Source organism: Noviherbaspirillum sp. L7-7A (assembly GCF_019052805.1).
Classification (GTDB): Bacteria; Pseudomonadota; Gammaproteobacteria; order Burkholderiales; family Burkholderiaceae_D; genus Noviherbaspirillum_A.
The window spans coordinates 1,810,099-1,835,876 of the sequence record NZ_JAHQRJ010000001.1; the positions used below are offsets into that span (position 1 = coordinate 1,810,099).

General features: G+C 54.2%; 23 protein-coding genes and 1 tRNA gene. 8 read left to right on the forward strand and 16 right to left on the reverse strand.

The genetic code is table 11. The features are described 5' to 3' along the window. Positions 1–15: 15 nt before the first annotated feature. Positions 16–426 carry a molybdopterin-dependent oxidoreductase gene (locus KTQ42_RS08225; protein ID WP_349292131.1) on the forward strand — a complete coding sequence of 137 codons (411 nt, stop codon included), beginning with the start codon at positions 16–18 and terminating at the stop codon, positions 424–426. Between the two features lie 29 nt (positions 427–455). On the opposite strand, the gene KTQ42_RS08230 is transcribed toward KTQ42_RS08225, so the two are convergent. Then, positions 456–833 carry a hypothetical protein gene (locus tag KTQ42_RS08230; protein ID WP_217345069.1) on the reverse strand — a complete coding sequence of 126 codons (378 nt, stop codon included), beginning with the start codon at positions 831–833 and terminating at the stop codon, positions 456–458. Between the two features lie 449 nt (positions 834–1,282). Here KTQ42_RS08230 and KTQ42_RS08235 point away from each other — a divergent pair, with 449 nt between their 5' ends. Then, positions 1,283–2,560, forward strand: coding sequence for a tyrosine-type recombinase/integrase (locus tag KTQ42_RS08235; protein ID WP_217345070.1), 1,278 nt, complete (start codon positions 1,283–1,285; stop codon positions 2,558–2,560). Between the two features lie 100 nt (positions 2,561–2,660). Here the strand turns inward: KTQ42_RS08235 and KTQ42_RS08240 are convergent, their stop codons facing one another. From KTQ42_RS08240 to KTQ42_RS08260, 5 genes are all read right to left on the reverse strand, one after another. Continuing rightward, entirely contained in the window at positions 2,661–2,978 is a 318-nt protein-coding gene (locus tag KTQ42_RS08240; protein WP_217345071.1) for a hypothetical protein, read from the reverse strand. A gap of 16 nt (positions 2,979–2,994) precedes the next feature. Continuing rightward, positions 2,995–3,897 (reverse strand): hypothetical protein, encoded by a 903-nt coding sequence (locus tag KTQ42_RS08245; protein WP_217345072.1) that lies wholly within the window; start codon positions 3,895–3,897, stop codon positions 2,995–2,997. Positions 3,898–4,379: 482 nt separating this feature from the next. Next, positions 4,380–4,889: a hypothetical protein gene (locus KTQ42_RS08250; protein ID WP_217345073.1), complete on the reverse strand. Its 510-nt coding sequence runs from the start codon at positions 4,887–4,889 to the stop codon at positions 4,380–4,382. 2,479 nt (positions 4,890–7,368) lie between these two features. After that, the gene (locus KTQ42_RS08255; RefSeq protein WP_217345074.1) at positions 7,369–7,560 is read right to left on the reverse strand and encodes a hypothetical protein; all 192 of its coding nucleotides are present in this window, start codon (positions 7,558–7,560) and stop codon (positions 7,369–7,371) included. Between the two features lie 178 nt (positions 7,561–7,738). Beyond that, positions 7,739–8,359 carry a recombinase family protein gene (locus tag KTQ42_RS08260; protein WP_217345075.1) on the reverse strand — a complete coding sequence of 207 codons (621 nt, stop codon included), beginning with the start codon at positions 8,357–8,359 and terminating at the stop codon, positions 7,739–7,741. Between the two features lie 222 nt (positions 8,360–8,581). Between KTQ42_RS08260 and KTQ42_RS08265 the strand changes: the two genes are divergently transcribed. Next, positions 8,582–8,809 (forward strand): hypothetical protein, encoded by a 228-nt coding sequence (locus tag KTQ42_RS08265; protein WP_217345076.1) that lies wholly within the window; start codon positions 8,582–8,584, stop codon positions 8,807–8,809. A 139-nt stretch (positions 8,810–8,948) separates the two neighbouring features. Here KTQ42_RS08265 and KTQ42_RS08270 read toward each other — a convergent pair whose 3' ends face one another. Both KTQ42_RS08270 and KTQ42_RS08275 read right to left on the reverse strand, forming a co-directional pair. Then, the gene (locus KTQ42_RS08270) at positions 8,949–9,302 is read right to left on the reverse strand and encodes a hypothetical protein (RefSeq protein ID WP_217345077.1); all 354 of its coding nucleotides are present in this window, start codon (positions 9,300–9,302) and stop codon (positions 8,949–8,951) included. Between the two features lie 53 nt (positions 9,303–9,355). After that, positions 9,356–9,664 (reverse strand): hypothetical protein, encoded by a 309-nt coding sequence (locus tag KTQ42_RS08275; RefSeq protein WP_217345078.1) that lies wholly within the window; start codon positions 9,662–9,664, stop codon positions 9,356–9,358. A 497-nt stretch (positions 9,665–10,161) separates the two neighbouring features. Here KTQ42_RS08275 and KTQ42_RS08280 point away from each other — a divergent pair, with 497 nt between their 5' ends. Both KTQ42_RS08280 and KTQ42_RS08285 read left to right on the forward strand, forming a co-directional pair. Then, the gene (locus tag KTQ42_RS08280) at positions 10,162–11,799 is read left to right on the forward strand and encodes a hypothetical protein (RefSeq protein WP_217345079.1); all 1,638 of its coding nucleotides are present in this window, start codon (positions 10,162–10,164) and stop codon (positions 11,797–11,799) included. 98 nt (positions 11,800–11,897) lie between these two features. After that, positions 11,898–13,262, forward strand: a complete 1,365-nt coding sequence (locus tag KTQ42_RS08285) for a hypothetical protein (RefSeq protein ID WP_217345080.1) — start codon at positions 11,898–11,900, stop codon at positions 13,260–13,262. Positions 13,263–13,464: 202 nt separating this feature from the next. On the opposite strand, the gene KTQ42_RS08290 is transcribed toward KTQ42_RS08285, so the two are convergent. Then, positions 13,465–13,923 (reverse strand): hypothetical protein, encoded by a 459-nt coding sequence (locus KTQ42_RS08290; protein WP_217345081.1) that lies wholly within the window; start codon positions 13,921–13,923, stop codon positions 13,465–13,467. Between the two features lie 264 nt (positions 13,924–14,187). Here KTQ42_RS08290 and KTQ42_RS08295 point away from each other — a divergent pair, with 264 nt between their 5' ends. Next, a complete protein-coding gene (locus KTQ42_RS08295; protein ID WP_217345082.1) occupies positions 14,188–15,108 on the forward strand; it encodes a hypothetical protein in 921 nt (306 codons plus the stop codon). An 84-nt stretch (positions 15,109–15,192) separates the two neighbouring features. On the opposite strand, the gene KTQ42_RS08300 is transcribed toward KTQ42_RS08295, so the two are convergent. The 5 genes from KTQ42_RS08300 to KTQ42_RS08320 all read right to left on the reverse strand — a co-directional run bounded on the left by KTQ42_RS08300 (position 15,193) and on the right by KTQ42_RS08320 (position 21,134). Further along, a tRNA-Ser gene (locus KTQ42_RS08300) sits at positions 15,193–15,283 on the reverse strand. Positions 15,284–15,385: 102 nt separating this feature from the next. Then, positions 15,386–16,681: a serine--tRNA ligase gene (serS, locus tag KTQ42_RS08305; RefSeq protein ID WP_217345083.1), complete on the reverse strand. Its 1,296-nt coding sequence runs from the start codon at positions 16,679–16,681 to the stop codon at positions 15,386–15,388. 145 nt (positions 16,682–16,826) lie between these two features. Further along, positions 16,827–18,137 (reverse strand): replication-associated recombination protein A, encoded by a 1,311-nt coding sequence (locus KTQ42_RS08310; protein WP_217345084.1) that lies wholly within the window; start codon positions 18,135–18,137, stop codon positions 16,827–16,829. 28 nt (positions 18,138–18,165) lie between these two features. Continuing rightward, entirely contained in the window at positions 18,166–18,798 is a 633-nt protein-coding gene (lolA, locus tag KTQ42_RS08315; RefSeq protein ID WP_249222687.1) for an outer membrane lipoprotein chaperone LolA, read from the reverse strand. Between the two features lie 8 nt (positions 18,799–18,806). After that, positions 18,807–21,134: a DNA translocase FtsK gene (locus KTQ42_RS08320; RefSeq protein ID WP_217345085.1), complete on the reverse strand. Its 2,328-nt coding sequence runs from the start codon at positions 21,132–21,134 to the stop codon at positions 18,807–18,809. Between the two features lie 246 nt (positions 21,135–21,380). On the opposite strand from KTQ42_RS08320, the gene trxB reads away from it, so the two are divergent. Both trxB and KTQ42_RS08330 read left to right on the forward strand, forming a co-directional pair. Next, the gene (gene trxB / locus KTQ42_RS08325) at positions 21,381–22,337 is read left to right on the forward strand and encodes a thioredoxin-disulfide reductase (RefSeq protein ID WP_217345086.1); all 957 of its coding nucleotides are present in this window, start codon (positions 21,381–21,383) and stop codon (positions 22,335–22,337) included. 28 nt (positions 22,338–22,365) lie between these two features. Beyond that, complete coding sequence (locus KTQ42_RS08330) at positions 22,366–23,007, forward strand: Smr/MutS family protein (protein WP_217345087.1); 642 nt, start codon at positions 22,366–22,368, stop codon at positions 23,005–23,007. Between the two features lie 66 nt (positions 23,008–23,073). Here the strand turns inward: KTQ42_RS08330 and KTQ42_RS08335 are convergent, their stop codons facing one another. Then, positions 23,074–23,412, reverse strand: coding sequence for a P-II family nitrogen regulator (locus KTQ42_RS08335; protein ID WP_194713138.1), 339 nt, complete (start codon positions 23,410–23,412; stop codon positions 23,074–23,076). Between the two features lie 175 nt (positions 23,413–23,587). Beyond that, positions 23,588–25,642 (reverse strand): NAD(+) synthase, encoded by a 2,055-nt coding sequence (locus KTQ42_RS08340; RefSeq protein WP_217345088.1) that lies wholly within the window; start codon positions 25,640–25,642, stop codon positions 23,588–23,590. Positions 25,643–25,778 lie beyond the last annotated feature (136 nt).

The following is a 25,778-nucleotide window of genomic DNA, read 5'->3' on the forward strand; positions in this document are numbered from 1 at the left end:
GCACTTGACCAGTTAATGGTAAAGCAGAAGCTGAACTTCGACCGCGCCTTCACCTTTGACTTCGCAGCGCTCGACAACTTGCCCCGGCAAACTATTTTTCCGGTCATCGAATACGATGAAAAAGCTCACCGACTCTCGGGCCCAACGCTAGAGGATGTACTGAAGACTGTTGGAGCGGGCGCAAATGCGAGCGTGCTGTTGCGGGCAATTGATGGCTATGCAGTCAGAGTCGAGGCAGGCGATCTACGCAAGTACCGCTTCATCATCGCCTTGCGGCTTGATGAACGACCAATGGCACTGGGTGGCTTGGGCCCGCTATGGGCTGTATACGACGCCGACCGTTTTCCGGACATGGCCGCCAAGCCGCTTAATCAGCGATTCGGGCTATGTCCGTGGGGCCTTTATCACATTCATGTGGCAACATAATAAATCGCCCTGCCGACTGGATGCGCCCATCATCGTTCGACGCAACTGAGGTAGAGATAGCTGGTGGTAAGCACAAGCAGCACAATGCAGGCGAATGCAAAAGCAATACCGGCACCCATGCATAGCAACGTGGCACACAGGTGGTCCGTGCCCTGGGTGGCATTTGTGAGCATGAGTCCGGACAGGAGCTCGGTCATCTTCATCAGGCACGTAGCGATGCCTGCCCACTTGAGCATGAAGAAAGGAAGAATGTTGCGCATTTCCCGGTTGAATCGGTAATTTGCAATGCGCTGTTCAATGGTGCCCCGGTTAGCATCCCGGAACTGCCACAACGGGATAGCCAGACGCCACAGGTACTGAAGCCTGTTCCGCACGCGTTCTTTGAAAGAGGCATTACGACTAGTCATGGTGTTCGAAATTTACCCGGGTTTTAAAAAACAGAACCTGACTTTGAACAATTGGCGCTTTAGACAACGAAAAAGGCCCGCATCCTGTGCGGGCCAAATCCATCCAAGGGGACGGAGGAGGAGACAACTACATAGTAAAGAATAGGAACGGAAGGTTCAGTCAGAAAAACACTCCTACGCATGTAGGAAGGCGCTGGCGGGGAGTTTATTCGGAAAGGCTTGGCAGTACCGGACGACGTGCTGAAAGGAAACCGAACGCAGAAAAACAAAAACCCCGCTTCGCGGGGCTTGTTCGGTACGACCTTCTTGATCCTTGGCGGAAAGGGTGGGACTTTGCACGAAGGAAAGATTTCGACCATATTCCACTAGCCTCCCTCTAGAAATTGAGCTTTTCAAAAGATAGCGTGTGTGGTAAATGTGTGTGGTTACTCCCTTTCCCCGATTGCCACATGACACTCCCTAAGTACCTTCAGAAACGTCGCCAAGGATTCTATGCAGTCCTTGAGATCCCCAAAGCACTACGCCAAATCTTTGATAACAAGGCACGGTTCATCCAGTCTCTGGAGACCAGAGAACAGCGAGTTGCTGAGAAGCGCCTTCCTATTGTCATTGCACGTTGGAAAGATCAGTTAGAGCAAGCCAAGGGGACCTATGATCCAGCCAAGGGGATTCTCTGGGAGGTTATGGAGTGGCGTAAAGCAATCGAAACTGCACCGGACGATACCAGCAAGGAAATGGCTGAGAGTCTTGCCTATGACTGGGTAGAGAAGCTAGCGGACAAAGAAGGCGTCCCAGCAGCTCAGGAGGCTGTCGGAGTTATTTTTCATAACGTGCAGCCTCTCACAGCTAACTTCGATGACTGGACAGAAACAATCAAGCACCTGAATCCCAAGACCCAGGCTTTGCAGAAGAACGCAGTGAAAGATCTCTGTGAGAACTTCAAGACTACTGCGGACATCGACAAGAACAGCGTAAAGAATTACCTCTCTATGCTGAGAACGGAGAAGGATCTCTCAGACAAGACTATTTCCCTGCGTCTAACATTCATCCGTAGCTTTATCAGCTATATGGATGACAAGTACGGTACTACCCTGCTGCCTCTGTTCACAGTCAAGAATCTCGCTAGGACATCCACGGCTAAGACTGTCAAACAGAGAGCTTGGATTCCCTTTGCTGCTGAGGAAGTATCGAGGCTGCATCAGGCGGCACTCGACAAGAAAGACCAGCCTCTCGCTGATCTCATTGCCTGTGCTGCCTATACTGGCTGTCGGATTGAGGAACTGGGACAGGTTAAGACTGAGCATGTCTCAGAGCAAGGCCTCAGGATCGTTGATAGCAAGACTGCTGCCGGTATCCGGGAGGTTCCTCTCCACCCTGCCCTAAAGCCTCTCATGGACCGTCTGAGGGCCTCTAGCAAGGATGGATTCATTATCCCCGGCACAGATGAGGGTTCGTTTGGGAAACGCAGTGCTGCCCTGGGAAAACGCTTTGGGCATCTAAAGACCAAGATGGGCTTCGGAGAGCAGCATGTCTTCCACTCCATCAGGAAGACCGTAGTCAGCCAGCTAGAGCAAGCAGGAGTCAACGAGAACACCACGGCAGACATCGTAGGCCACGACAAACCACGAATTACCTACGGGCTTTATTCTTCAGGAGCCAGCCTCAAGCAAAAAGCTGAGGCCCTCTCTCAGGTAACCTATGGGGGATCTCTGGGGAATCCCGCTTAGCATCTGAACTTTCTCGGCGCGCCTCCGTCCAACAAGCGCAACTCCCAAGAAGTATTAGCCCGCTCCCCCCTCCGAGGGTCTGCGGGCTTTCTTTTGGTCTCTAGATCAAGCCTCGCCGGAAGGCTTCCGACATCAGCATCCATCCCCCATTTACCTGAACTTCGTTGTAGCCCGTGTGATTCTCTACGCTGGTATTCGACCGCATAGGGAAGCCCTTGGCGAGGATCTGCTGGGTGGAATTTGGGCCAGGCATGGAGCCAATGAGATCCGCTGGGCCTACGAAGATGAACTTGTTCCCGATCATCCGTATAGCGCCAGCTATGACAAATTGCTTGATGGTGTTTCGTACTCCGTTGATGACCACAATGGTATCAATGCTTGCTGCTACTACTTCGGTATTTGGTGCGACGGTTGCCATGATTTTTCCTTGATTGTTAGACGTAGCCAGCCTTAGCTGCTGCCTTGAGGGTCATCCACATTCCATGGATACGGACCTGATCTACCTTGTCTACGGTCTTGGTTTCAAAGCCATTAGCCTGGAGGGTCTGGAGACTCGGTGCGGTGCTGTTCATAAACTTACTTACCAGTGGCTTCCAGCCTGACAGGTTGTTTTGGCGGATCTGCTGCTCCAGAGCTGCTCTCATGTCACTCTTGCGATTCCGGCTGTACTCATAGAAATCGCTGAGATCCTCTTTGCCGATACCCAGCTTTGCTAGGTAGCTGTCGGCCTGAGCTTGATAGGCTCCCAAGATAAACTGAGCACGCTGCTGAACATCGCTGGGGTCTTTACCGGAACCCATAGCCAGCTTTCGGACTACTGCACCGAAGTCAACATCGCCAGTGAGGTGGGAAATACCTAGGGAGACTCCAGCTTCTAGGGTCTTGTCGTCAAAGACTTCCATAGCTGCATCCATGCCCGTCACAATTTCCTGGGGCATGCCCGGAGTGTCTGAGAGATCCTCTTGGACCTGAGGTGCATCCTCGATAGCATCAGCCAGTTCATAGCCGTTAGCCGTCTCCTTGAGCAGACCAGCGATCACAAAGCTCTTTACTTGGCCCTCAGCGCCAGCCAGGGAAACTATGGTGTCCTCGGTGATGGTCTGAGCGGGGAATCCATTAGGCTTCTTAGCGCCTGCCCTCCAGTCGCCTTCGACGTAGGGACTCAGATCGGTGCTGTTGATGCTATGGACCTTCTGGGAATCTTCATAGCGCATCGCGCCATCCCGGAAGGAGACAGAGGAGGTGGAGCCGGTATCACGGATCAGAGGGCCGGTTTGGGAGGTCTCCTGGGACTCTTCAGGAGCCACATAGGTGGAATAGCTGTGGTAATTGGACATTGTTGTTCTTTCTACTTGGTGAGCAATCCATGGTGGATCGCATTGGAAATTGAGCAGTAAGCGCCAGGAGCGACCATCACGAGGTCTTGGGCTGCTGTCCTGCCGGGAAGTACTTTGTAGCCTCGCCTCTCCAGTTCTCTCAAAGAGAAGGGATTAGGCTTGATGGGGACAGGATCATTGATGAGGGTCGGCCTGGTGGAGACTTGGAAGAACCGGGAGCCTACTTGCTGCACCATCCCATACCGACAAAAGCCTTGGACACTCATGGTTACCTGTCCGATGGTCAGCACAGACTCCAAGGTCGTGGAGTCAGGTAGCGGGAGCATCTGGGGATTGCCTGGAGAGGTTCTTTAGACGAGCCTGTAGCTCAAGCTCCACCATCTGTTCGACAAGATCCCTGAGCGCATAAGGATTGGTTGGGTTACCCATCCATCGGCGGAATGCTGCGGTCAGTTCCTTCTCACCTCTGGAGAGCTTGGGTCTCATTGCTTGGCCTTCTGGTAGGTGCTGTAGGCCCCGCCGATCTTCAGAGCAGCTCCAAGGTAGTCAGGAGCCTGAGGAGTCTTAAGCTGGCTCACCTGATTCACTGCGGAGGTCTGGACGTTCTCTCGCTGCATATTGAGCGCATTGACGTTATCAGTCAGGTTCGCTCCCACAGAGGTGTTGTAGCGCATCTGGGAGGCTTCAATCTCGCCTAGCAGGGAGTCCACAGACAACCCTGAGACACCATTCTCACCAGCCGATACCTTGGCTGTGGAGAGTGCCTTCTGTGCCGCTAGATCGTTCTGAAAGGTCTTCTCTCCTGCCTGCTGGGATACCTGCTGCTTCTGTACTTCAATCTGGCTAAGGTTCTGATTCCTCGCAATGATCGAGTTCTCACGCTGTTTGGCGTTGTACTTGTTCTGAGCTGAGGCTTGAGCACTCTGCTGGGCGACTCCTGCCGCTGCACTCGCTGCGGTGATCGCTAAGGTAATACTCGCTGGTTCACACATTATTCATTCATCCATTATTTCAGTACATGGCTCCCCAGGGAGAGGAGGAAGGGACCGCATCAAGTACTCATGGCGGTCTATGCGGCTGTCCACGCGACCTGCGAAGACATCTCTGAAGGAGTAAGGCAGGGTGTGATATTCCCTTGCCATGTCCCTCAACGTGGCTATCTCTTTGTTATTCATGGTTACAATACTTGAGTATCTAAGTCGGTAATTCTTGTGCTCAAAAGCGTTAGAAATAGCGAGGAGCTACGCTGGCATGGACTGCATGCTGATCGCAGTTCCTGTGCAATTCCACGCAGGGGCGTAATGACTTTCTGTGGATTCCTGAAGCATGCCTCCACGCTTTGCCTCCAGCATCATCCCCAGGAAAGCAAAGAGAGGGACTCGCGGATTGGCTTCCTGGTACTCACTGAGGCTCCTGAATCCCAGATACTCACAGGCTTGAGCTGCTGTGATGTCTACCTTGTGGAGGTACTTGCGCATGTCTCTCGGAGTGCATGGGAGGGAGTGAGCGGGAGACCGTATGCCAGCATCCCGGAACAGGTCCGACCACAGGCTAGAGTCCAGCCAGGAGAGCTTGAGGGCCTCCATTCTCAATACTCACTGTCGATACGTCCGCAGGGATAGACCACCATGCGGAGAGCAGTCGGATCTAGCTTGAATTTCACGTTCTTTGCTTCCTCCGACAAGAAGATGACTTGGGGAGCATCCTCAGTACGGATTGTGGGAGGGACCTGCACTTGGCCCAGCGGAGGAATCAGCAGGGATGCAAAGGGAGTTTCATCGTTCATGTTGGTATGTGGTGAATGTTGGATAAAAAAAGAGAACCTCTAGGGTTCACTCTCGGTGCTTCATGAGGTGCTGTACCTCTTCCTTGACTTGCTCATCACTGAGCCTAGAGACCTGCCTCAGGTACAGATCCAAGGCCCTGCGGACGACTATGGACTGACTGGGATTCGTCGCTGTGACCATGCAGAGGCGCTGCTTGGTGGATTCGTACTGACGGAGGATGCTTTCCGATACCTTGACTTGAAAGGTTTGGCCTCGACGACGACGAATGACAGTCCGGGGGACGAGCTGGGGAAATTCTTCCGCAGCTACTATGAGTCGGCTCATGGGGATTCCTGGGGATTGTGGTTAATGAAAGTAAAACGACAGAGCATCAAAGGCTCATAGACAAACTTTGTCGCATCCCTGAGGACATCTCTAGGTAGGCTCGATATTGAAGATACGGAAGACCTAAACCCCCTCAGACTCTCCCTAGCTGCTAGCGATATGGGCCAAGTGATTGGCTTCTTCGTATGCGGGGAAGTGAGGGCTATCTATAGATGACTCAGGGACCGACAATGAGATGGGAGACACTCACCCAGGTAGATAGGAATGAGTGTCTCTCAAGAGAGAACCTTAGGATTGTTGTAGACAACACTAGGGGGATTAGTGGGAGGTCTACAAGATGTCTTAAGGTTTATCTCTGAGTATTACTCTCATTGGTTATTATTCAATGATTACTAACACTCAGAGTAAGTCCAAGGATTCCTCTAGAAATCTGTAGAAATCTTTGAGTAAAACCCTCCAGTCATTGGAGCTTTGTCGGCATCAATGAGTGGTCCGGGACTAACTGACTGTGACCCTCAAACACAGTCCCCGGTTGAACCTGCATTCATCTCCCGGCCAGTGATCTGGCAAGTCGGGGGATGGTGCGTCTTGAATCTTGGAGAGAAGCTTGGCATTGAATCCATTAGCGGTATTCAAGCAAGGCATCTCTCAGAGCCTAGCCTTCAGATCCGCTAGGAGCATCCACAGTGGGATGTCGGGGATCGTCCGGGTTCGGCTCTTGTCTTCTATAGTGCAGGAACATGGTCCACATCAGCCAGTGGCGGTCTGTGTCGGCTCATGTCCTTCTATAATACGTAGGTCAAAAATTGGCCTTCTTCTATAGTACGTCTTCTGATCTTGCAGACTGCCAGAAGCGGTCAGTCGGCGGTGTTCTTTTATAGTATGGGAACATGGTGTGGCTGCTGTTCTCCTATAGTGCGTCTACATGCCATCGACGCTGTTCTTCTATAGTGGGTGGAATAAACTTTGGCTGTCTTCTTCTATAGTGCAACAACATGTCTTGGCTGCTGTTCTTCTATAGTGTCTGGTTCAAATTTCGGCCATCTCTTCTATAGTGGCATGATGGGAAAGCGGCAGTTTTTTCTATAGTGCATGGGTCAAGCTCGGGCCTTTGCTTATCTCATCTATAGTGCGTAGGTCAAAACTCGGTGCCTTCTTCTATAGTGCAGGGATAAAACCACAACTGCCAGTAGCGGTCAGTTGCGGCTCTTTCTTCTATAGTGCGACTTTCAAACTGTTGGCTGCTATCTTCTATAGTGCAGGAGTCAATCGCTGCTCTTTCTATAGTACGTCTATAGAAACCAGCGGCTGCCATGAGCAATCAGTCGGCTGTGTTCTTCTATAGTGCGTGGATAGAACCTCAGGCCCAGTCCACCACTGCCTGTCGGTTCAGAAACCAGACATCCCAAGAGCTTCTCTTGGGGTCTCGCTGAACCACGGGCTTCCAGTCGAAGAGGTGTGACTGGGTTAGGTGGATATGGAATTTTCCCAGCTTCAGGAAGGTGCCGTGGGAGGTATCGAATTCAAAGGTCTTGCCAAACTTGATGTTCACGCTAACTGCTCCTGGAAAGTTTATTGTTGTTGTCGTTGAAGACAGGAAACAAGTTAACAGAAGCTTTACTTGCTGAAAAGGCATGACTGTTTCATGTTTTCAACTGTTCCAGTAGAGAAAACTTTAACTATTTGATTTCCATGAGGAACTTTCGATTCCCGTATGGAAAAATATATTTTCACTTGCTGTTGTTCTTGAGTCTTAGAGCCAGCCTTGACAGAGTTGAGCGGCTGCATCCAGTCGCAGAGACAATATGGCTCCAGCTATCTCCGTTAGAGAGCATCCTCATGATTGCTTCATTACGCTCAACGTCCTCTTTCCGCCCCTTGTAGCCTCCTTCAGCCTTGAGCTTCTCAATACCCTGCTGTTGCCTCCTGCGACGGTCGGTGTAGTCCTTACGGGCTATTGCTGCAAGCATGTCCAGCATCATCCCGTTGAGAGCCTCCAGCATCCTCGCTGTGGTCTCATCGCTGTTAGTAGCCAGCATCCATGAGGTAGGGAGATCCAGAGCCACCACGCGGACTCTACGGGCCTGGAGTTCAGTCTTGAGCTTGAGCCAGTCCTCAGCATTTAAACGGGATAGGCGGTCTACCTGCTCTATTAGGAGGATGTCCCCAGGTTGGCTATCTGAGAGCAGACGGAACAGCTCTGGACGCTTTAGGGAGGCTCCAGATTCATTCTCAGGGTAGAAGCCTGCAATCCTCAATCCACGGTCACCAGCGAATGCTTGGAGATCCTCCTTGGCTCTGCTTGCGTCTTGTTCCTTGGTTGATGCTCTGAGGTATGCACGGACTAACATTGGGAACTTCCAGTTCGTTTTGGATAGTTCGCAATGTATCAGTTCGTTTTGGGTCGTGTAAAGAACTATATAGAACCAGTTCTATTGATGAGTTCACTAGTTCCCTTGAGGTATACCCAAAAAGCATTGAAGAAATTGATTTAGACTGCCTTGATAAGGGTGGGAACGATTCTCATTTAGTGTCTTCCAAACGGCAGGGAGCCACCTCTTATCGGAGGAGTTATGGCTAAACGAACAATTCAAGAAGATATGCTTGATGGGATTGAATCAAACATTGAGGTAACAGCAAGGCACATCCGTTGGCTAAAGAAAGAGCTTGCTTCGCTAAGGATAAACGATGGGCCTGTAGAACAGCGCAGAGTAATACGTCAGCAACTCACTACTTTGGAAGACACCTTGCACCTTCTGGAGGTTCGCCGGGTGTATGCGTTAGAGGTGACGGTACATTAGAGGTCCTCCGAATCGTCCCCAGGTAGGCCAGAGGACCCTACCGGGGGGAATGCCAAGCCCCTTACCTCGGGGTGAGGTCTCAGATTTTGGAGAAAAATCATTTCCCACTTATTGATGTTCTTGAGTTTCGCTAGCGTTGCTAGGCCATTACCGAAAATTGCTTGAAGTGCCCTTTGACATTGAAGAACCGTGCAAACTTGGGATCTTTTGCAGCATCGGTTTTGAGAAGTGATTCACTTCTCTGTAGAACTCCATCAAATACTCTGCAAATCATGCCCTTTTCGTCGTAAGCAGATCGCTCTTGTAAGAACTTGTACCAAGATATCTGCACAACATTTCGATTTTTGCCGTTATAGCTAATGACCGCACAGGTGTCGCCCGCCAGAAGGTCTGTCGCCAATTTCGCTTGGTGTCCGTGGCTATCTAAATCGTAGAAGGCATCTGGACCGTAAAGTTTTTTATGGTCTCTATTGTGGCTATTAAGAAAATACATATAGATCCTCAAAGGACCAAAAGTTTCGAAGTTGAAACATTAGCACAAGTGTGTCACCAAGGAAACTTAAAGAAAGTTGTTGCTGGTGTTGCATACATGATGCTGACCATCAAACTTAAAAGTATTTTCTTTTTATCATCTAAAAGCGCGGAGACCGGAGCTAATCCCGGTCTTATTACGGTTGGCGGCAGAGGTGCGTCGTACCGTGATCCCAACCCTTTCAGTGCCTTAGCAAGCACACCGCAGCGGGATTGTAGACGAAATACTGTACGAAAAACCAGTATTCGATGATCTATTGGCCCTTCAGCGGTGCTCTTGTCGATCCGTAGCTGCGCAGCCGGAACCATACCAGCACGTTGCATTCCCAATACCTAGGTTATGCGGAGAGGGATATGGCTGGGACATTGGTTTATCAACTAAACGTCTATAGGCTTGCACGCGACATAGCTATCTTGGAAGAACGTATCCGGGTCATGTCAGAAATACTAGCGAGTATTCCCATAGATACCGCTAGGACTAGACATGGGCTATTCCGTGTACAAATAGAGATGCTAGAGGACAGCTTGAAGCTCCTGCGACTACGTTATGCAATGGAAGCCAGCCGAATACGCTGAGTATGCTCCCAGATCTTTTCGAAGTAGCCTGGCGGCCCATAGAGAAGTCCCACGCCCTATACACGAGGTGCCCTCTGGGATGTTTCCGAAAAATCTTTTTAATGTTTCTTTGCCTATCAAATGCTCGTCTTCCCCTAGACCTTGCCGCTGTGGTCGCAAGGTAAATGCCCTCACCAAACTAGATAAAAACTACGGTTTGCGTCTCTGGGCGGTAAAATCTCGGAAGACAATCTTTAGCGTTCTTCATGACACAAAATCGCGCGACATCAGTAGTCCACAAGAGCGGCTCCAAACATTCCCGAAAATATCGAATCAGCAACAACACCTTTGGCTATTTGATAATTCTTACAGCATTCGCGCTTTCGGTATTTATTCGCCTACCTGACTTCAAACATACGACTGGGTTGCAAAACCTTGAAGCTACCTACCACGCATTATTGACGGTTCATGCACTTAGTACACAACCGCTTAGCGATAGCAAGCTTCTTCCTATCGTCACACAGGCAAATAAGTACGATAAATTTATTCCATGGGGTGCCGCACTCCCCATGTCGAATGGAAACTTTGTCTACACTTCATTTCCACCCTTAGGCTTTATTGCTCCGTTTGTCTTTTTTAAGATTTTGCATTTGGAGCCAACAATTAAGGGGCTAATTGCATTTAACTGCTTATTAGGACTGGCAAGCGCTTTTTTACTTTACCACTTGATCGTTAGATTGTTGTTGATAAACGGGGCTAAGCAGGCTCAAGCAATCTTCTGTTCTGCTATAGGAGTTGGATGTTTAATTTTTTCTCGAGAGGGACTTGCCTCCTTTGGCATCGTTTATTGGAGCCACTCTCTACAGCAGTTATTTCTGATTGCCCAACTTATTGCATTACTTAATGTTTTAGGAAAGTCAATAGACAAGACGCCCCTAGGTGTACGCATAGGATTTTTATCTTTTATTTCTTTTCTAACTGCGTACACAGAGTGGAGTGGCTTAATTGGAAACGCAATTATTTGCCTACTTATAGCTTCAAGATGGTTATCTTTGCCATCCAGAGCACGCCGAATCTTAATCATTGCAATTGCAGGTTCGACTGCGGCTGCAATAATATTGATTATGACTCACCTTTTTTTGGCTTTGGGCATCAATGAAGCGTTCACTTCTCTTCTTGCAAGGTTTGGTGACCGAAACGTCAGAACGGCGGGAGCAAGCTTTAGTTATTTGATACAAGGCTACAATGTTTCCTATGGGGCCCTCATTCCAGTTGTTCTCGCAATGCTTGTATGGAGCTCATACTTTTACCCTATTCAGCAAAAAGTAGACGAACAACATCGTACTACGAGTTCTTTTATCATCCTCGCGGCGTGTGCCCCACTCCTAGAAAACATCTTATTGCTGCAACATTCAATAGAGTTCTCATTTGATCGTCTCAAGTTCGCCGTTCCACTTGCAATTGTTGTTTCTTCGCTTCTTGCTCGTATGACTATGCAAGGCAATAGGCTGCTAGCAACAATATTTGTCGGACTGATAATCATCGCTTTCAGTCAAAATTTTAAAACTTATTATGCACATAATTTGTTTTATGCCGACTGGCGTGAACATGATAATGTGAATCGGATCTTAAAAGATAAAGTTGCTGCTACTGTTGATTTGTCTTGCAGCATTCTTGCCACTAACTTTGATGTGCGAGGTTACTCTAATTTGCTATTTGGTAGAGGCATTTACGAATATTCCTCCCCAGAAAAGCTAAGAACCAAAATGATTGAACTTAATGCTTGTGCAGGAATATGGTTAGAGCAGAGACGTCTTTATCCAAATATCCCTTCATTTTTACAGGCAACAATCTATCGCCCCGACCAACCACTTGTCGTGATTCAAGGCAATTCCCGGCCATAGCTAGCTGAGTATCATAAAATAAATATCGTTACGGCCCACTAGTTCTGAGATCTACTGCTGCTATTGCCATTACTGCTTTTTAATTAAGTACCACATTTATGTTTAAGACATCAACATTGCGATTTCCGTATAACAACGATACTCAAAAATATTTTACAGCGATTGCAGTTGGGATTTTCATCCTGGGCTTCACAGCTTCAATATATGCATTTTACCCTGGGTGGATGAGCGTTGACTCTGCTGTCCAGTACTACGAGGCTAGACATAATCACTATAGTGATTGGCAGCCTGTTCTGATGGCATGGTGGTGGTCTTTATTAAACAAGATATATGAGGGACCAGCGTTATTTTTGATCCAAAATGTCGCGACATACTGGACGTCCCTATTAATTCTATATTTCGCGACTAGGCGGATAATAGGCCGCACTGCCGTTCTTTTTTTACTTGCAGGATTTATTCCAGGACTTCTTTTCCCTTTAGGGCAAATCTGGAAAGATGTTGTATTTGCAGTGCTGTTAGTACTTTGCTTTTCCAATGCACTTCGCATTGATAGTTTGAAAAAAACACCATCTTGGCTTGAGCGCGCATTCTTTTTTCTCGCATTAACCTTAGCTTATGGCGTCAAGACCAACGGCATCACAGCCATTCCTTTTGTTATCCTTTATTGGATACATGCAGAACAGCCTATTTGGAGCAAATTAAAAAAGCTCGGAGTTACGTTATGCGTGACAATTGGAGTAGTAAGTCTTGCAAGTGTAGCAGTGCCCCAAAAGAATATTACACGCGCTTATGGTATGCAATACACGCAAAGCTATGATTTACTAGCCATTTCGGTTGCGACTAAGACCAACCTTCTGCCAGACTATATCAACAATAAAATTAAGCCACTCAACAAACCGCTAGCTGATTACTATTATATAGGATCGAATAATCTACTTTTCTACAATACAGCGGCGGGAGATTTGCGAACGACTAATGCGCAGGACGCTGATGACCTTAAAGAAAAATGGATAGCCGCAATTAAAGCACACCCTCTTACCTATATTAAGCATAGGACAAAGGTATTTGCGTCACTTCTTAGAATTGGAGAAAAAACCCCTGCTTGGGTCGCACAAGCTAAGATTGTAGATACGAGCATTCCATTCGTTTTCAAGGCTAACGCTTTTTCTGATGCATTAAAATTCACGGAAAGTAGCCTTCCCCAATTTTACTACCCTTGGATCTATTGCCTGACCTTATTGCTCACTCTAATTTTCTGGAGATTTCTATTGCCTTCGCTCAAAGCATTTTATTTGACGTTACAAATAAGCGCTTGGGCTTTCGTTATCCCGCATTTCATTATTACACCAGCTTCTGACTACAGGTACTTGTATTACATGTACTTCTGCGCTGTAGTTGCTGTAATAATTTCTATTGGGAGCGTGTCAATGCGCTTACAAAAAAAACTATATAGCCAAACTTAAAGTGGCATAGGCAAACAGCACAACTAAGGGAATAAGAACGACCAAGCAAAATATAGCCACTGCCGACCAAAGCATTTGTTTTTTCATTACAATTAGAGAAAGTTAAATGATTTTAAAATTGACTTTTAACTGTATTTTAACATAGTCAAATCACAGCTTTGCATCTGGACTCTAACAAACACAACAGGGCCGGTAGTCCCCTTTAGGTGAGGTAGCCAAAATTATTGGTCCATGCTCCGAAAGTTAGTGACTCCTTACGAAAGGCTTCTGCCCACTGTTCTTCAAAAAACACAGGTACTGCAACCGTCAGATATGTGAGCGCAGGTAAGTCACCTACAGCACGCAGATCAAGACGATCCCTGACCGAAAGGCCGTACGCTAACAACGCATTAGTTACTTCTTTTTCATCAGCACTGTTCAGCCCCACTAGGATCACTCTGGCCTCATAGCTCGGCCTTGGGTCGGCGGGAGTGCATATCGCTTCTACCGGCAAAGAGCCGCATTCGTAGATTCCAGAAGGACGCTCGTAACGGACACCCTTGACTATCAAAGTCGTGCTGTCATAGAGGGATAGCGGATCATTTTGAGAACTACCCCCACAGCCCGCTAAAAGCAATGCAAGTCCTACCAAAGCATAGAACCGAAGTATAAACCGTACCATTGCTCGTCTTTCTATAAAGAATTATTGCTAATGTTACAGGAAAGACGGTAGGGCCTGGAGTGGATCTTGGGAGGTACTGCGGGTGGCACGGGGAAAAGCCTGCGCCTTATATGCGAGGTGGGCTTTCACATTTTTGCAATGAAATTATTTGTAATAACCGCAATTCGTTGTTATGAAGAGACAAAATAACCAACAAATACAGAAAAATGACTTGTGTTTACTGTATGGAAACACAGTTTGATGCGATGAGGAAATATAATGTGAATGTCACAACTCACTTATCACTTAATGAATACATCCTTCTCGAAAGACATTACCCCCATCGCGTTTAAATCGGCTGAACAGTTTCAGACGCGTCCCAATTACCAAGCTGCGCTGCGCTGTAATACGGAAGAGTTAGATCGGATCGTTGGTAAGTACGAATTATCAGAGAAGGAAAAACTACAGTGTGGACTGAACGGTTGTAATAACTGGCACTGGCACGGCTTCGTCATCAGAACCAAGGACGGTCAAGAGACAAACTGCGGGAAAGACTGCGGAAGCCGTGACTTCAAAGTCTCTTTTAAAGAGATAATCGCGGTGTATCGACGCGCTGAGGATGCCGCCTCGAAGAAAGACCGCCTCACTCAGATATTGGCAGACCGAGAGAGTCTCTTAGCCGAAGCGGAAAGAGTAACTGCAGATGTAAGAATTGCTAGCTCAAAGATTGAGCGCATTCGTGCAGAGATCAAGAAGGACGCAGTACTAGACCGTGCGTTCCAATCATGCATGAAGGTGGATGGTCGGATTCAGGTCGAGGATGATGCAAGTAAGCGACTCAGGGAAGAGCTGGGATTGCCTGCCGGCAAAGCCGACTTGAGAACGATTGCAGTAATTCGGGGCGGAAATGCTCTTAGACAGTCTTCAATAATTCATTATCGGCTGTCGCGCTTCCTGGTCGAACCGCTAGCTGGAATGACAGCACAAAACCTTGATGCACTAACCACTAAACAACTCGCTGCAGAATCTATGCGGTTCGGCAATCTGAAACAGCATCTAAGTGATGGGAGACAGTTTCTAACTGATGCTGCAGAGTTTAATTCTGCCGCGAACATAGAGACTCTTTTGCTGCTCCAGGAGCTTATTCCGAAGAATGCAAGAACATCCAGGCTCTCAAGGATTTTTGAAAGACTGCCTCAGATGTGAGGGTGGAATGTGTGTGGTAAATGTGTGTGGTTAAGAACCATTTCCTATTGGCTAGGTCATTGATTCTTAACGACATTTGTATCTTGGCGGAAAGGGTGGGATTCGAACCCACGGTACAGCATAACTGTACACTGGATTTCGAGTCCAGCGCATTCGACCACTCTGCCACCTTTCCTGGTCTGATTCCTTGCGGCACCGCAGTCCCGCAAGGCGCTGAATTATAGCAGAGGGTTTTCGAGAATTGGAATAGGGAAAATGCGCTTTATTTCAAAACGGTTCAGGCTGCCGGCACCAGTCTTTCCAGACCGCCCATATAGGATTGCAGCACCGCCGGGATCAGCACGCTGCCGTCGGCCTGCTGCCTATTCTCCAGCAATGCAACCAGAGTGCGTCCCACTGCCAGACCGGAACCGTTCAGGGTGTGCAGCAATTCGGGCTTGCCTTGGGCATTCCTGAATCTTGCCTGCATGCGACGCGCCTGGAATGCCTCGCAGTTGGATACCGAGGAAATTTCCCTGTACGTTCCCTGCGCCGGCACCCAGACTTCGATGTCATAGGTTTTCGCGGCCCCGAAGCCCATGTCGCCGGTGCAAAGCGTAATGACGCGATACGGCAAATCCAGCTTCTTCAGGATGTTCTCGGCATGGCCCAGCATCTCTTCCAGAGCGTCGTAGGAACGCTCAGGCTCGACGATCTGCACCATTTCCACCTTGTCGAACTGATGCTGACGGATCAGGCCCCGGGTATCCCGGCCATAGGCGCCGGCTTCCGAGCGGAAGCATGGGCTATGCGCGGTAAGGCGGATCGGCAGGCTGTCGCGCGCCACTATCTCGTCCCTGACCATATTGGTCAGCGGCACCTCTGCAGTCGGTATCAGATACAGGGCCTCGCCCTCGCCTTCCTGGCCGCCCTTCCTGGCCGCGAACAGGTCGGCTTCGAACTTGGGCAACTGACCGGTGCCGCGCAAGGAATCGGCATTGACGATGTAGGGTGTGTAGCACTCGGTATAGCCGTGCTCCTCCACATGGGTGTCCAGCATGAACTGGGCCAGGGCACGGTGCAGACGGGCGATGCCGCCCTTCATCACGGCAAAACGCGAGCCGCTCAGCTTGGCCGCGGTATCGAAGTCCAGGCCCAAGCGGGCACCGATGTCCACATGATCCTTGACTTCGAATTCGAAGACAGGAGGCTGACCCACTTTTCTTACTTCGACATTGCCCGATTCGTCAGCCCCCAGCGGAACGGACGGATGCGGCAAATTGGGCACGGCTTCCAGGAACTGGCTCAGCGCAGCCTGTACTTCATCGAGCCGGGTGGCGGATGCCTTCAGTTCGTCGCCTATGCCGGACACTTCGGCCATGACCACGGACGCATCCTCGCCCTTGCCTTTCAATATGCCGATCTGCTTGGACAGGCTGTTGCGACGGCCCTGCAGTTCCTCGGTGCGGGTCTGGATCTGCTTGCGCTCGGATTCCAGCGCGTTGAAGGCGGCTACATCAAGCTGGAACTTGCGCGCTGCCAGGCGCTCGGCGACGGCGGCGATATCTTTGCGTAGGAGTTGGATGTCTATCATGACGGACGGCTGGCTGTTTCGAAAGGCGTCATTGTAGCAAGGGTAGCAACGAGGCTGTCCCGGCAGGCAGGCCTGCGCCTCAGTGAACCGCATTGGGATGCCGGGAACGACGCTCTGCGTGGAACGGGTCGACCCAGGCCATGCGTCACTCCGTCTTGCCCGCGTCCTTGTCCAGCTGGCGCAGCCAGGCCAGCTTGTCGGCGATCCTGGCTTCCATACCGCGCGGCACCGGCTTATACCAGCCGGGCTCCTCCATGCCTTCCGGCAGATAGGTCTCGCCGGCGGCGTAGGCATTCGGCTCGTCATGCGCATAGCGGTAGGCATGGCCGTAGCCGAGTTCCTTCATCAGCTTGGTCGGCGCATTGCGCAGGTGCACCGGCACTTCCCTCGACTTGTCCTTCTTCACGAAGGCCATGGCCTGGTTGAAGGCGTTGTAGCCGGCATTGCTCTTGGCGGCGATGGCGAGATAGATCACGGCCTGGCCCAGCGCCAGCTCGCCTTCCGGCGAGCCCAGCCGTTCATAGGTTGCTGCGGCGTCGTTGGCCACCTGCATGGCACGCGGGTCGGCCAGGCCGATGTCTTCCCAGGCCATGCGCACGATGCGGCGCGCCAGATAGCGCGGGTCGGCGCCGCCATCGAGCATGCGGCAGAACCAGTACAGCGCCGCATCGGGATGCGAGCCGCGTACCGACTTGTGCAGCGCCGAAATCTGATCGTAGAAATTGTCGCCGCCCTTGTCGAAGCGACGCGCATTGAGCGTCATCGCATTCTCGACGAAGGCGGCATCGATCTTGCGCACGCCTTGCGTATGCGCGGCCACCTCGGCCTGCTCCAGCAGGTTGAGGAAGCGGCGGGCGTCGCCATCCGCATAACCGGCCAGTGCGTCGACGGCGACTTCCTCGAACGCCAGGTCGACCAGGCCGCTGGCCTGCGCCCGCTGCAGCAACTGCTGCATCTCCTCGTCGGTCAGGGACTTGAGCACATAGACCTGGGCGCGCGACAGCAGCGCCGAGTTGACTTCGAAGCTGGGGTTTTCCGTCGTGGCACCGATGAAGGTCACCAGGCCGGATTCGACGAAAGGCAGCAGCGCGTCCTGCTGCGACTTGTTGAAGCGATGGATTTCATCGACGAACAGGATGGTATGGCGGCCATGCTGGTCAAGGTTCTGCTGCGCCTGCTCCATCGCCGCGCGGATGTCCTTGACGCCGGAAAACACCGCCGACAGGGCGATGAACTCGCTGTTGAAGGCATCGGCCATCAGCCGCGCCAGCGTGGTCTTGCCCACGCCCGGCGGCCCCCACAGGATCATCGAATGCACCTTGCCGGACTCGAAGGCCAGCCGCAGCGGCTTGCCCTCGCCCAGCAGATGGCGCTGGCCCACCACCTCATCCAGGCTACGCGGCCGCAGCGCCTCGGCCAGCGGCTGGCGCGGCGCGGTGCTGAACAGGTCGGTCATGGCGCGCTGCCTGAGATGCCGGAACGGTTCACTGCTCGAACACGTCCGCGCCTTTTGGCGGCGTGAAGCGGAACTGGCTGTCCGGCAGCGACGGATTCTTCTCGAACCGGGTGAAGCTCAGCAGCGACACCTGGCCGAAGGAGTCGCGCAGTTCCATCGCTACCGGCACGCCGTCACGCAGGCCGATGCCGATCTGGTCGAAGGTGGTGTCCTTGGCCTTGGGGATGGCCTGCAGCCATTCCATGCCGTCGCGTTCGCCGGCATCCTTGAGCGTGAAGTTCTTTTCCAGGTCATTGCTGCCAAACAGGATGGCCGCCGGCGACGAGCCGAGCGCATTGCCGAGCTTGCGCACGGTGACCTGGTTCAGGTCCTTGTCGTAGATGAAGAGCTTTTCGCCGTCGGCCTGCAACTGCTGCTCGTACGGCTTCTTGTAGATCCAGATGAATTTGCCCGGACGGGAAAACTCGAAGGTGCCGGTGGAGGTGTTGGACACCTTGGTGGCGCCGCCATCGTTCTTCACCAGGCGCTGGGTGAATTCACCGCGCGCTGTCCTGGTGCTGCTCACAAAGGACCTGAACTGGTCCAGCGCGGCGGCCTGCGCCAGCGCCGGCAGAGCCAGCGCCAGGGCGAGCAAGGGTTTGATTCGGGCTTTGAAGGTCAAGTGCTGTCCTATTCTGCAGTATTGCCGGCCGGGACCAGGATGTCGCGGTTGCCGTTGGATTGCATGCTGGATACGACGCCGCTCTGTTCCATTTGTTCCAGCAGGCGGGCAGCGCGATTGTAACCAATTCGTAAGTGCCGTTGCACAAGCGAGATCGATGCCCGGCGGTTCTTCAGAACCACCTGAACTGCCTGGTCGTAGAGCGCATCGCTTTCGCCGCCGCCCTCGCCCGCCACCGCGCCGGCTTCGCCGCCTTCGTCGGCAACGCCGCCTTCCAGGATGCCTTCGATGTAGTTCGGCTCGCCCTGCTCCTTCAGGTGGTCGACCACCCGATGCACTTCCTCATCGGAGACGAAGGCGCCGTGCACACGCACTGGCAGGCCGGTGCCGGGCGGCATGTAGAGCATGTCGCCCATGCCCAGCAAGGCCTCCGCGCCCATCTGGTCAAGGATGGTGCGGGAGTCGATCTTGCTGCTGACCTGGAACGCGATGCGGGTCGGGATATTGGCCTTGATCAGGCCGGTGATCACGTCCACCGATGGCCGCTGGGTTGCCAGGATCAGGTGGATGCCGGCGGCGCGCGCCTTCTGCGCAATGCGGGCGATCAGTTCCTCGATCTTCTTGCCAACCACCATCATCAGGTCGGCCAGTTCGTCGATGATGATGACGATGGTGGGCAGCTTCTCCAGCGGCTCCGGCGCATCCGGCGTCAGGGAGAACGGATTCGGTATCTTCTGCTCGCTCTTTTCGGCATCGGCGATCTTCTGGTTGTAGCCGGCCAGGTTGCGCACGCCCAGCTTGGACATCAGCTTGTAGCGGCGCTCCATTTCATTGACGGCCCAATTCAGCGCATGGCCGGCCTGCTTCATGTCGGTCACCACCGGCGCCAGCAGATGCGGAATGCCTTCATAGATCGACAGTTCCAGCATCTTGGGATCGATCAGGATCAGCCGCACCTGCTTGGGGTCGGCCTTGTAGAGCAGCGACAGGATGGTTGCATTGATGCCAACCGACTTGCCCGAGCCGGTGGTGCCGGCCACCAGCAGGTGCGGCATCTTGGCCAGGTCGGCGACGACCGGATGGCCGGCGATATCCTTGCCCAGCGCCACCGTCAGGCTGGAGACGCCGTCGTTATAGACCTTGGAGCCCAGGATCTCGGTCAGGCGCACGATCTGCCGTTTCGGATTCGGCAGCTCCAGGCCCATGTAGTTCTTGCCGGGTATGGTTTCCACCACGCGGATCGAGGTCAGCGACAGCGCCCGCGCCAGGTCGCGCGCCAGGTTGACGATCTGGCTGCCCTTGACGCCGGTGGCGGGTTCGATCTCGTAGCGGGTAATCACCGGACCCGGATAGGCCGCCACCACCTTCACATCGACGCCGAAGTCCGACAGCTTCTTCTCGATCAGGCGGCTGGTGAATTCCAGGGTTTCGACGCTCACCGTTTCCTGCGCCGGCGGCGCATCGTCCAGCAGCGACAGCGGCGGCAGGTTGGTGTCGCGATTGTCGACGCCGAACAGGCTGGCCTGACGTTCCTTGTGGACCACGCGTTCCGCCTTGGGCACGGTAACGATCTGCGGCTCGATGCGCACCGGCGGCGCCTCCACGATCTTGGCGCGTTCCTGCACCACCGCCACGTCGCGCTTGACGGCGGCGACCTGGCCCAGCTTGCGGTCGACATGGGCCGCATACAGTTTCTGCACCGACATCACCGAATTTTCCAGCAAGCCGCCGATACGCTCGGCCAGCGTCAGCCAGGACACCTGGAAGAACAGCGAAAAGCCCAGGCCGAACAGCAGCACCAGCAGCAGCGTGGCGCCGGTGAAGCCGAGCGCATTCTGGGCGCTGCCGCCGATCAGGGCGCCCAGCACGCCGCCCGGCGCCCGCGGCAACGCGACTTTCAGGCTGTACATGCGCACATTTTCAAGGCCGACGCTGCCGGCCAGCATCATCACGAAACCGATCGCGCGGATGATCTTTTCCTGCCGATAGATGGCTTCCGGCTCCTCGATGCCGCCGTCGGCCAGACGGCGGTAGCCGATCCAGACTGCCTTGAACAGCAGCACGCAGAACCACCAGGCCGACAGGCCGAAAATGAACAGCGCCAGGTCGGCGATATAGGCGCCGATGCGACCGCCCCAGTTATGCAGCCGGGGCACCATGCTGGCATGCGACCAGCCCGGATCGGCCTTGGCATAGGTCAGCAGGATCAGCACCAGGTAAGTGGTCAGCACCGTCAGCACCAGCCACTTCGCTTCCGACAGCAGGCGCACCAGACGGCTGGGCAACTGCGGCTGCGGACTGGTGTCGCGGGTATAGGTTTGGCTCGTTCTTGTCATAAATCGGAGGCGTGCAACAAGCGGCGTGGCGTTGCTTCTTGGAATGTTCCTGGGGATCAAGCCGGACTGGAGGAAGGCTTGGTCTATAATCTTAACCATTTTCAGGCTGCAACACTGTACGAAATCCGCACTGGTTGAATTCGGCCCGACCGGCATGATATACGACTGGACCGCTGCGCCGCAGCTTTCCTTTGTTGGCATTGCCAGTCTTGCCACTCCTGTTTTCTTTCCATCTCATATATCGCCATGTCCACTCCCAAACACGCTCATGTCCTGATCCTCGGTTCCGGCCCCGCCGGTTACAGCGCCGCCGTCTATGCCGCCCGCGCCAATCTCAAGCCGGTGCTGATCACCGGCATCGAGCAGGGCGGCCAGCTGATGACCACCACCGACGTCGAGAACTGGCCGGGCGACCCGATGGGCGTGCAGGGGCCGGAGTTGATGCAGCGCCTGCTGCAGCATGCCGAGCGCTTCGATACGGAAATCGTGTTCGACCACATCCACACCACCAAGCTCAGCGAAAAGCCGATCCGCCTGATCGGCGACGCCGGCGAATACACCTGCGACGCGCTGATCATCGCCACCGGCGCCTCGGCCCAGTACCTGGGCCTGCCGTCGGAAGAGGCCTTCATGGGCAAGGGCGTGTCGGCCTGCGCCACCTGCGACGGCTTTTTCTACAAGAACCAGGAAGTGGCGGTGGTTGGCGGCGGCAATACGGCGGTGGAGGAAGCGCTGTATCTGTCCAATATCGCCAAAAAGGTCACCGTGGTGCATCGCCGCGACAAGTTCCGCGCCGAGGCGATCCTGATCGACCGCCTGATGGCCAAGGTTGCCGAAGGCAAGGTCGAGATCAAGTGGAACCATACGCTCGATGAAGTGGTGGGCGACAACAGCGGCGTGACCGGCATTCGCATCAAGTCCGCCCAGGACGGCAACGTCAGCGAAGTGCCCCTGCACGGCGTGTTCATTGCCATCGGCCACAAGCCCAACACCGGCATCTTCGAAGGCCAGCTGGAAATGAAGAACGGCTACATCGTGACCAAGACCGGCCTGGAAGGCATGGCCACCGCCACCAGCGCCCCCGGCGTGTTCGCCGCCGGCGACGTGCAGGACCACGTGTACCGTCAGGCCATCACCAGTTCCGGTACCGGCTGCATGGCGGCGCTGGACGCCCAGCGTTACCTGGAAAGCCAGGAATCCTAGTCATCGTCATTGATCGGATGAAGCAGTCATGGCGGGCATCAAGGACTTTGCGGCGCTGCAGTCGCTGCGCGACCGGCTGAAGCAGCAGGAGGAAGCGCGTGCGCTGGCCGAGGCCAGGCGGCGGGAGGAAGAGGCGCTGGCGCAGCGCGAGGCCAACCTGTTCCGTCACAGCATCGGCCAGGTGGCGCCGCTGCGCGCCAGCGAGAAGGCGCCGCACGCCCCGCCGCTGCCCGAGCCGGTGGCGCGCCACCATCTGGCCGACGAGCAGGCAGCGCTGGCGCAGTCGCTGTCGGATGAATTCAGTGTCGAATCGCTGCTGGAAACCGACGAGGGACTCAGCTATGCCCGTACCGGCATCGGCCAGGAAGTGGTGCGCAAGCTGCGGCGCGGCCACTGGGTCACGCAAAGCCAGCTCGACCTGCATGGCATGCGCACCGACGAAGCGCGTGAGGCGCTGGCGGAGTTTCTGCGGCTTGCCACCCGCCGCGGACTGCGCTGCGTGCGGGTGATCCATGGCAAGGGCTTGGGTTCAGTCAACCGCGAACCGGTGCTGAAGAAGAAGGTGCGGAACTGGCTGGTGCAAAAGGAGGAGGTGCTGGCTTTTTGCCAGGCGCGTGCCGCCGACGGCGGCGCTGGCGCGGTGATGGTGCTGCTGAAGGCCCAGAGCTAGCCGGTCTTCAGCAGAACCTGCGCAGGCGGCGGGCGCCGCCTGCGACAGTTACCATGACATTTACCGTCAAACCGCATCCGGACCCGTCTCGCCGGTGCGGATGCGGATCACCTGCTCGACGGCGCGCACAAAGATCTTGCCGTCGCCGATCTTGCCGGTACGGGCGGCCTTGATCACGGCGTCGACCGCCGCATCCACCACGCCATCGTCCACCACCGCCTCGACCTTGACCTTGGGCAGAAAATCCACCACGTATTCGGCGCCGCGATAAAGTTCGGTATGGCCTTTCTGCCGTCCGAAGCCCTTGACTTCGGTCACCGTCAAGCCGCTCACGCCGACTTCGGCCAGCGCTTCGCGCACTTCGTCGAGCTTGAACGGTTTGATAATCGCAGTAATCTGTTTCACGAAAAGCTCCTTCTGTTGGATTGCACAGTGTCTGTCAGTCGTCCCGGAACCGGGAAGCAAGATGGTGCGGATCCTTTGAACAAATTTGCACCATCATTGCGATAACCGGCCGGGAGTATAGCCGACGCCCTGCAATTTTCTCCGATAAATAAGTCCTGCGGCGCAACTGACGCGCTTATTGTTCGGGAATATTTTTCAAATCCGCCATCCACACCGAGGCTTCGGAGTCGCTCGGCGCACGCCAGTCGCCGCGCGGCGACAGCGATCCGCCCGAGCCAACCTTGGGTCCGTTCGGGATGCAGGACCGCTTGAACTGGCTGGTCTTGAAGAAGCGATACAGGAAAATACCGAGGTTTTTCTTGATTTCAGCCAGGGTGTACTGGTTGCGCGCCACATGCGGCCCTTCCGGCCAGCTTCCCGCATCACGGTCGCCCCAGGCCGACAGCGCCAGGAAGGCAACCTTGGTAGGAGTGAGGCCGAAGCGCAGGGTGTAGTAGAGATTGAAATCCTGCAGCTCATAGGGGCCGATCACGTTTTCGGTTTTCTGGTCGGGCACGTCGGCTGACTTGCCGGGCACGAGTTCCGGGCTGATGTCGGTTTCCAGCACCTTGATCAGCACATCGGAACCGGAGGCGCCGATCTGGTGGGTTTCCGCTACCCAGCGCACCAGATGGACGATCAGCGTCTTGGGCACGCTGGCATTGACGTTGTAGTGCGACATGTGGTCGCCGACGCCATAGGTGCACCAGCCGAGCGCCAGTTCGCTCAGGTCGCCGGTACCCAGCACGATGCCGTTGTGGAAATTGGCCAGGCGGAACAGGTGGCTGGTGCGCTCGCCCGCCTGCACATTCTCGAAGGTGACGTCATAGTCTTCCTGGCCTTCTGCATACGGATGGCCGATATCCTTCAGCATCTGCAGGCAGCTTGGCCGGATGTCGATCTCGCTGGCCGAACAGCCGACCACTTCCATCAGCTTTCTGGCCTGTTCCAGGGTGCGGCCGCTGGTGGCGAAGCCCGGCATGGTCACGCCCAGGATATTGGTGCGAGGCAAGCCCAGCCTGTCCATCGCCTTGGCGCAGACCAGGAGCGCATGGGTGGAATCAAGGCCGCCCGAGACGCCGATCACCACCTTCCTGATGCCGGAAGCCGACAGCCGCTGCACCAGCGCCTGTACCTGGATGTTGTAGACCTCCATGCAGCGTTCGTCGCGCAAGCGGTGGTCCGAGGGCACGTAGGGGAAGCGCTCGACATGCCGCTCCAGTTTCAGCGTCCCGGACACGGGCACATTGACTTCGAAGGAAATCGTGCGGAATTCGGCTATCTGTTCGCGATGGCGACGGGCGCTGTCGCCAAAGGTTGTCACGTGCATGCGCTCGCGCGATAGCCGCTCCAGGTCGACATCAGCGCAAATCAGGTGCGACGCATCGGAAAACCGCTCCGATTGCGCCAGCAGTTCACCGTTCTCGTAGATCAGCGCCTGGCCATCCCAGCCCATGTCGGTCGAGGATTCGCCGCGTCCGGCCGACGAATACAGATAGGCCGACAGGCAGCGCGCCGATTGCTGGCCAACCAGCTGATGGCGGTAGCGCGACTTGCCGACCACGATATTGGATGCCGACAGGTTCACCAGCACGGTGGCGCCGGCCAGTGCGGCATAGGACGACGGCGGAATCGGCGTCCACAGGTCTTCGCAGATCTCCACGTGGAAGCGCAGGAGCGGCATGTTGGCCACTTCGAACAGCAGGGTCGCGCCGAACGGCACGTTCTGGCCGAGCAGCTCGATCTGGTCGCTGATGGCGGCATCGGCCTCGCTGAACTGCCGGGCTTCGTAAAACTCGCCGTAGTTGGGCAGATAGGTCTTGGGCACTACACCCTGTATCCGGCCGCCGGCCACCACTGCGGCGCAATTGAACAGCATATGGTCGACCTGCAGCGGCAGGCCGACCACCAGCGCCGCCGGCAACGTCCTGGACGCCTCGACGATGCCTGCCAGCGCCGTCTTGCAGGCATCCAGCAACGCGCGCTGATGGAACAGGTCGTCACAGGTATAGGCCGACAAGCCCAGTTCCGGAAAGGCGATCAGTACCGCGCCGCGATTGGCCGCTTCGGTTGCCAGCGCAATGGTTTCCTTCGCATTGAATGCCGGATCGGCGACGCGGCAATAGGGGATGGCGACCGATACGCGGGCAAAATCGTGGGAGTAAAGGTTGAAGAATTCCTTGTTATTCATGTGCTCTGCCTTGGAATGCCCATTGGGCGGTTAATGACATGCTCGGTTCTGAGGTACTTGCAAGCAGCTCCTGCCAGAAACGGATTGGACCGGGAAGCGCGCCATGCATTCCCGCCGCTGCCGCCCTATGCCTGGC

Coding starts and splice junctions, on each gene's coding strand:
- KTQ42_RS08225 (WP_349292131.1), top strand. CDS start 16: ATGGTAAAGCAGAAGCTGAACTTCGACCGCGCCTTCACCTTTGACTTC.
- KTQ42_RS08230 (WP_217345069.1), bottom strand. CDS start 833: ATGACTAGTCGTAATGCCTCTTTCAAAGAACGCGTGCGGAACAGGCTT.
- KTQ42_RS08235 (WP_217345070.1), top strand. CDS start 1,283: ATGACACTCCCTAAGTACCTTCAGAAACGTCGCCAAGGATTCTATGCA.
- KTQ42_RS08240 (WP_217345071.1), bottom strand. CDS start 2,978: ATGGCAACCGTCGCACCAAATACCGAAGTAGTAGCAGCAAGCATTGAT.
- KTQ42_RS08245 (WP_217345072.1), bottom strand. CDS start 3,897: ATGTCCAATTACCACAGCTATTCCACCTATGTGGCTCCTGAAGAGTCC.
- KTQ42_RS08250 (WP_217345073.1), bottom strand. CDS start 4,889: ATGTGTGAACCAGCGAGTATTACCTTAGCGATCACCGCAGCGAGTGCA.
- KTQ42_RS08260 (WP_217345075.1), bottom strand. CDS start 8,359: ATGTTAGTCCGTGCATACCTCAGAGCATCAACCAAGGAACAAGACGCA.
- KTQ42_RS08265 (WP_217345076.1), top strand. CDS start 8,582: ATGGCTAAACGAACAATTCAAGAAGATATGCTTGATGGGATTGAATCA.
- KTQ42_RS08270 (WP_217345077.1), bottom strand. CDS start 9,302: ATGTATTTTCTTAATAGCCACAATAGAGACCATAAAAAACTTTACGGT.
- KTQ42_RS08275 (WP_217345078.1), bottom strand. CDS start 9,664: ATGCAACGTGCTGGTATGGTTCCGGCTGCGCAGCTACGGATCGACAAG.
- KTQ42_RS08280 (WP_217345079.1), top strand. CDS start 10,162: ATGACACAAAATCGCGCGACATCAGTAGTCCACAAGAGCGGCTCCAAA.
- KTQ42_RS08285 (WP_217345080.1), top strand. CDS start 11,898: ATGTTTAAGACATCAACATTGCGATTTCCGTATAACAACGATACTCAA.
- KTQ42_RS08290 (WP_217345081.1), bottom strand. CDS start 13,923: ATGGTACGGTTTATACTTCGGTTCTATGCTTTGGTAGGACTTGCATTG.
- KTQ42_RS08295 (WP_217345082.1), top strand. CDS start 14,188: ATGTCACAACTCACTTATCACTTAATGAATACATCCTTCTCGAAAGAC.
- serS (WP_217345083.1), bottom strand. CDS start 16,681: ATGATAGACATCCAACTCCTACGCAAAGATATCGCCGCCGTCGCCGAG.
- KTQ42_RS08310 (WP_217345084.1), bottom strand. CDS start 18,137: ATGACCGACCTGTTCAGCACCGCGCCGCGCCAGCCGCTGGCCGAGGCG.
- KTQ42_RS08320 (WP_217345085.1), bottom strand. CDS start 21,134: ATGACAAGAACGAGCCAAACCTATACCCGCGACACCAGTCCGCAGCCG.
- trxB (WP_217345086.1), top strand. CDS start 21,381: ATGTCCACTCCCAAACACGCTCATGTCCTGATCCTCGGTTCCGGCCCC.
- KTQ42_RS08330 (WP_217345087.1), top strand. CDS start 22,366: ATGGCGGGCATCAAGGACTTTGCGGCGCTGCAGTCGCTGCGCGACCGG.
- KTQ42_RS08340 (WP_217345088.1), bottom strand. CDS start 25,642: ATGAATAACAAGGAATTCTTCAACCTTTACTCCCACGATTTTGCCCGC.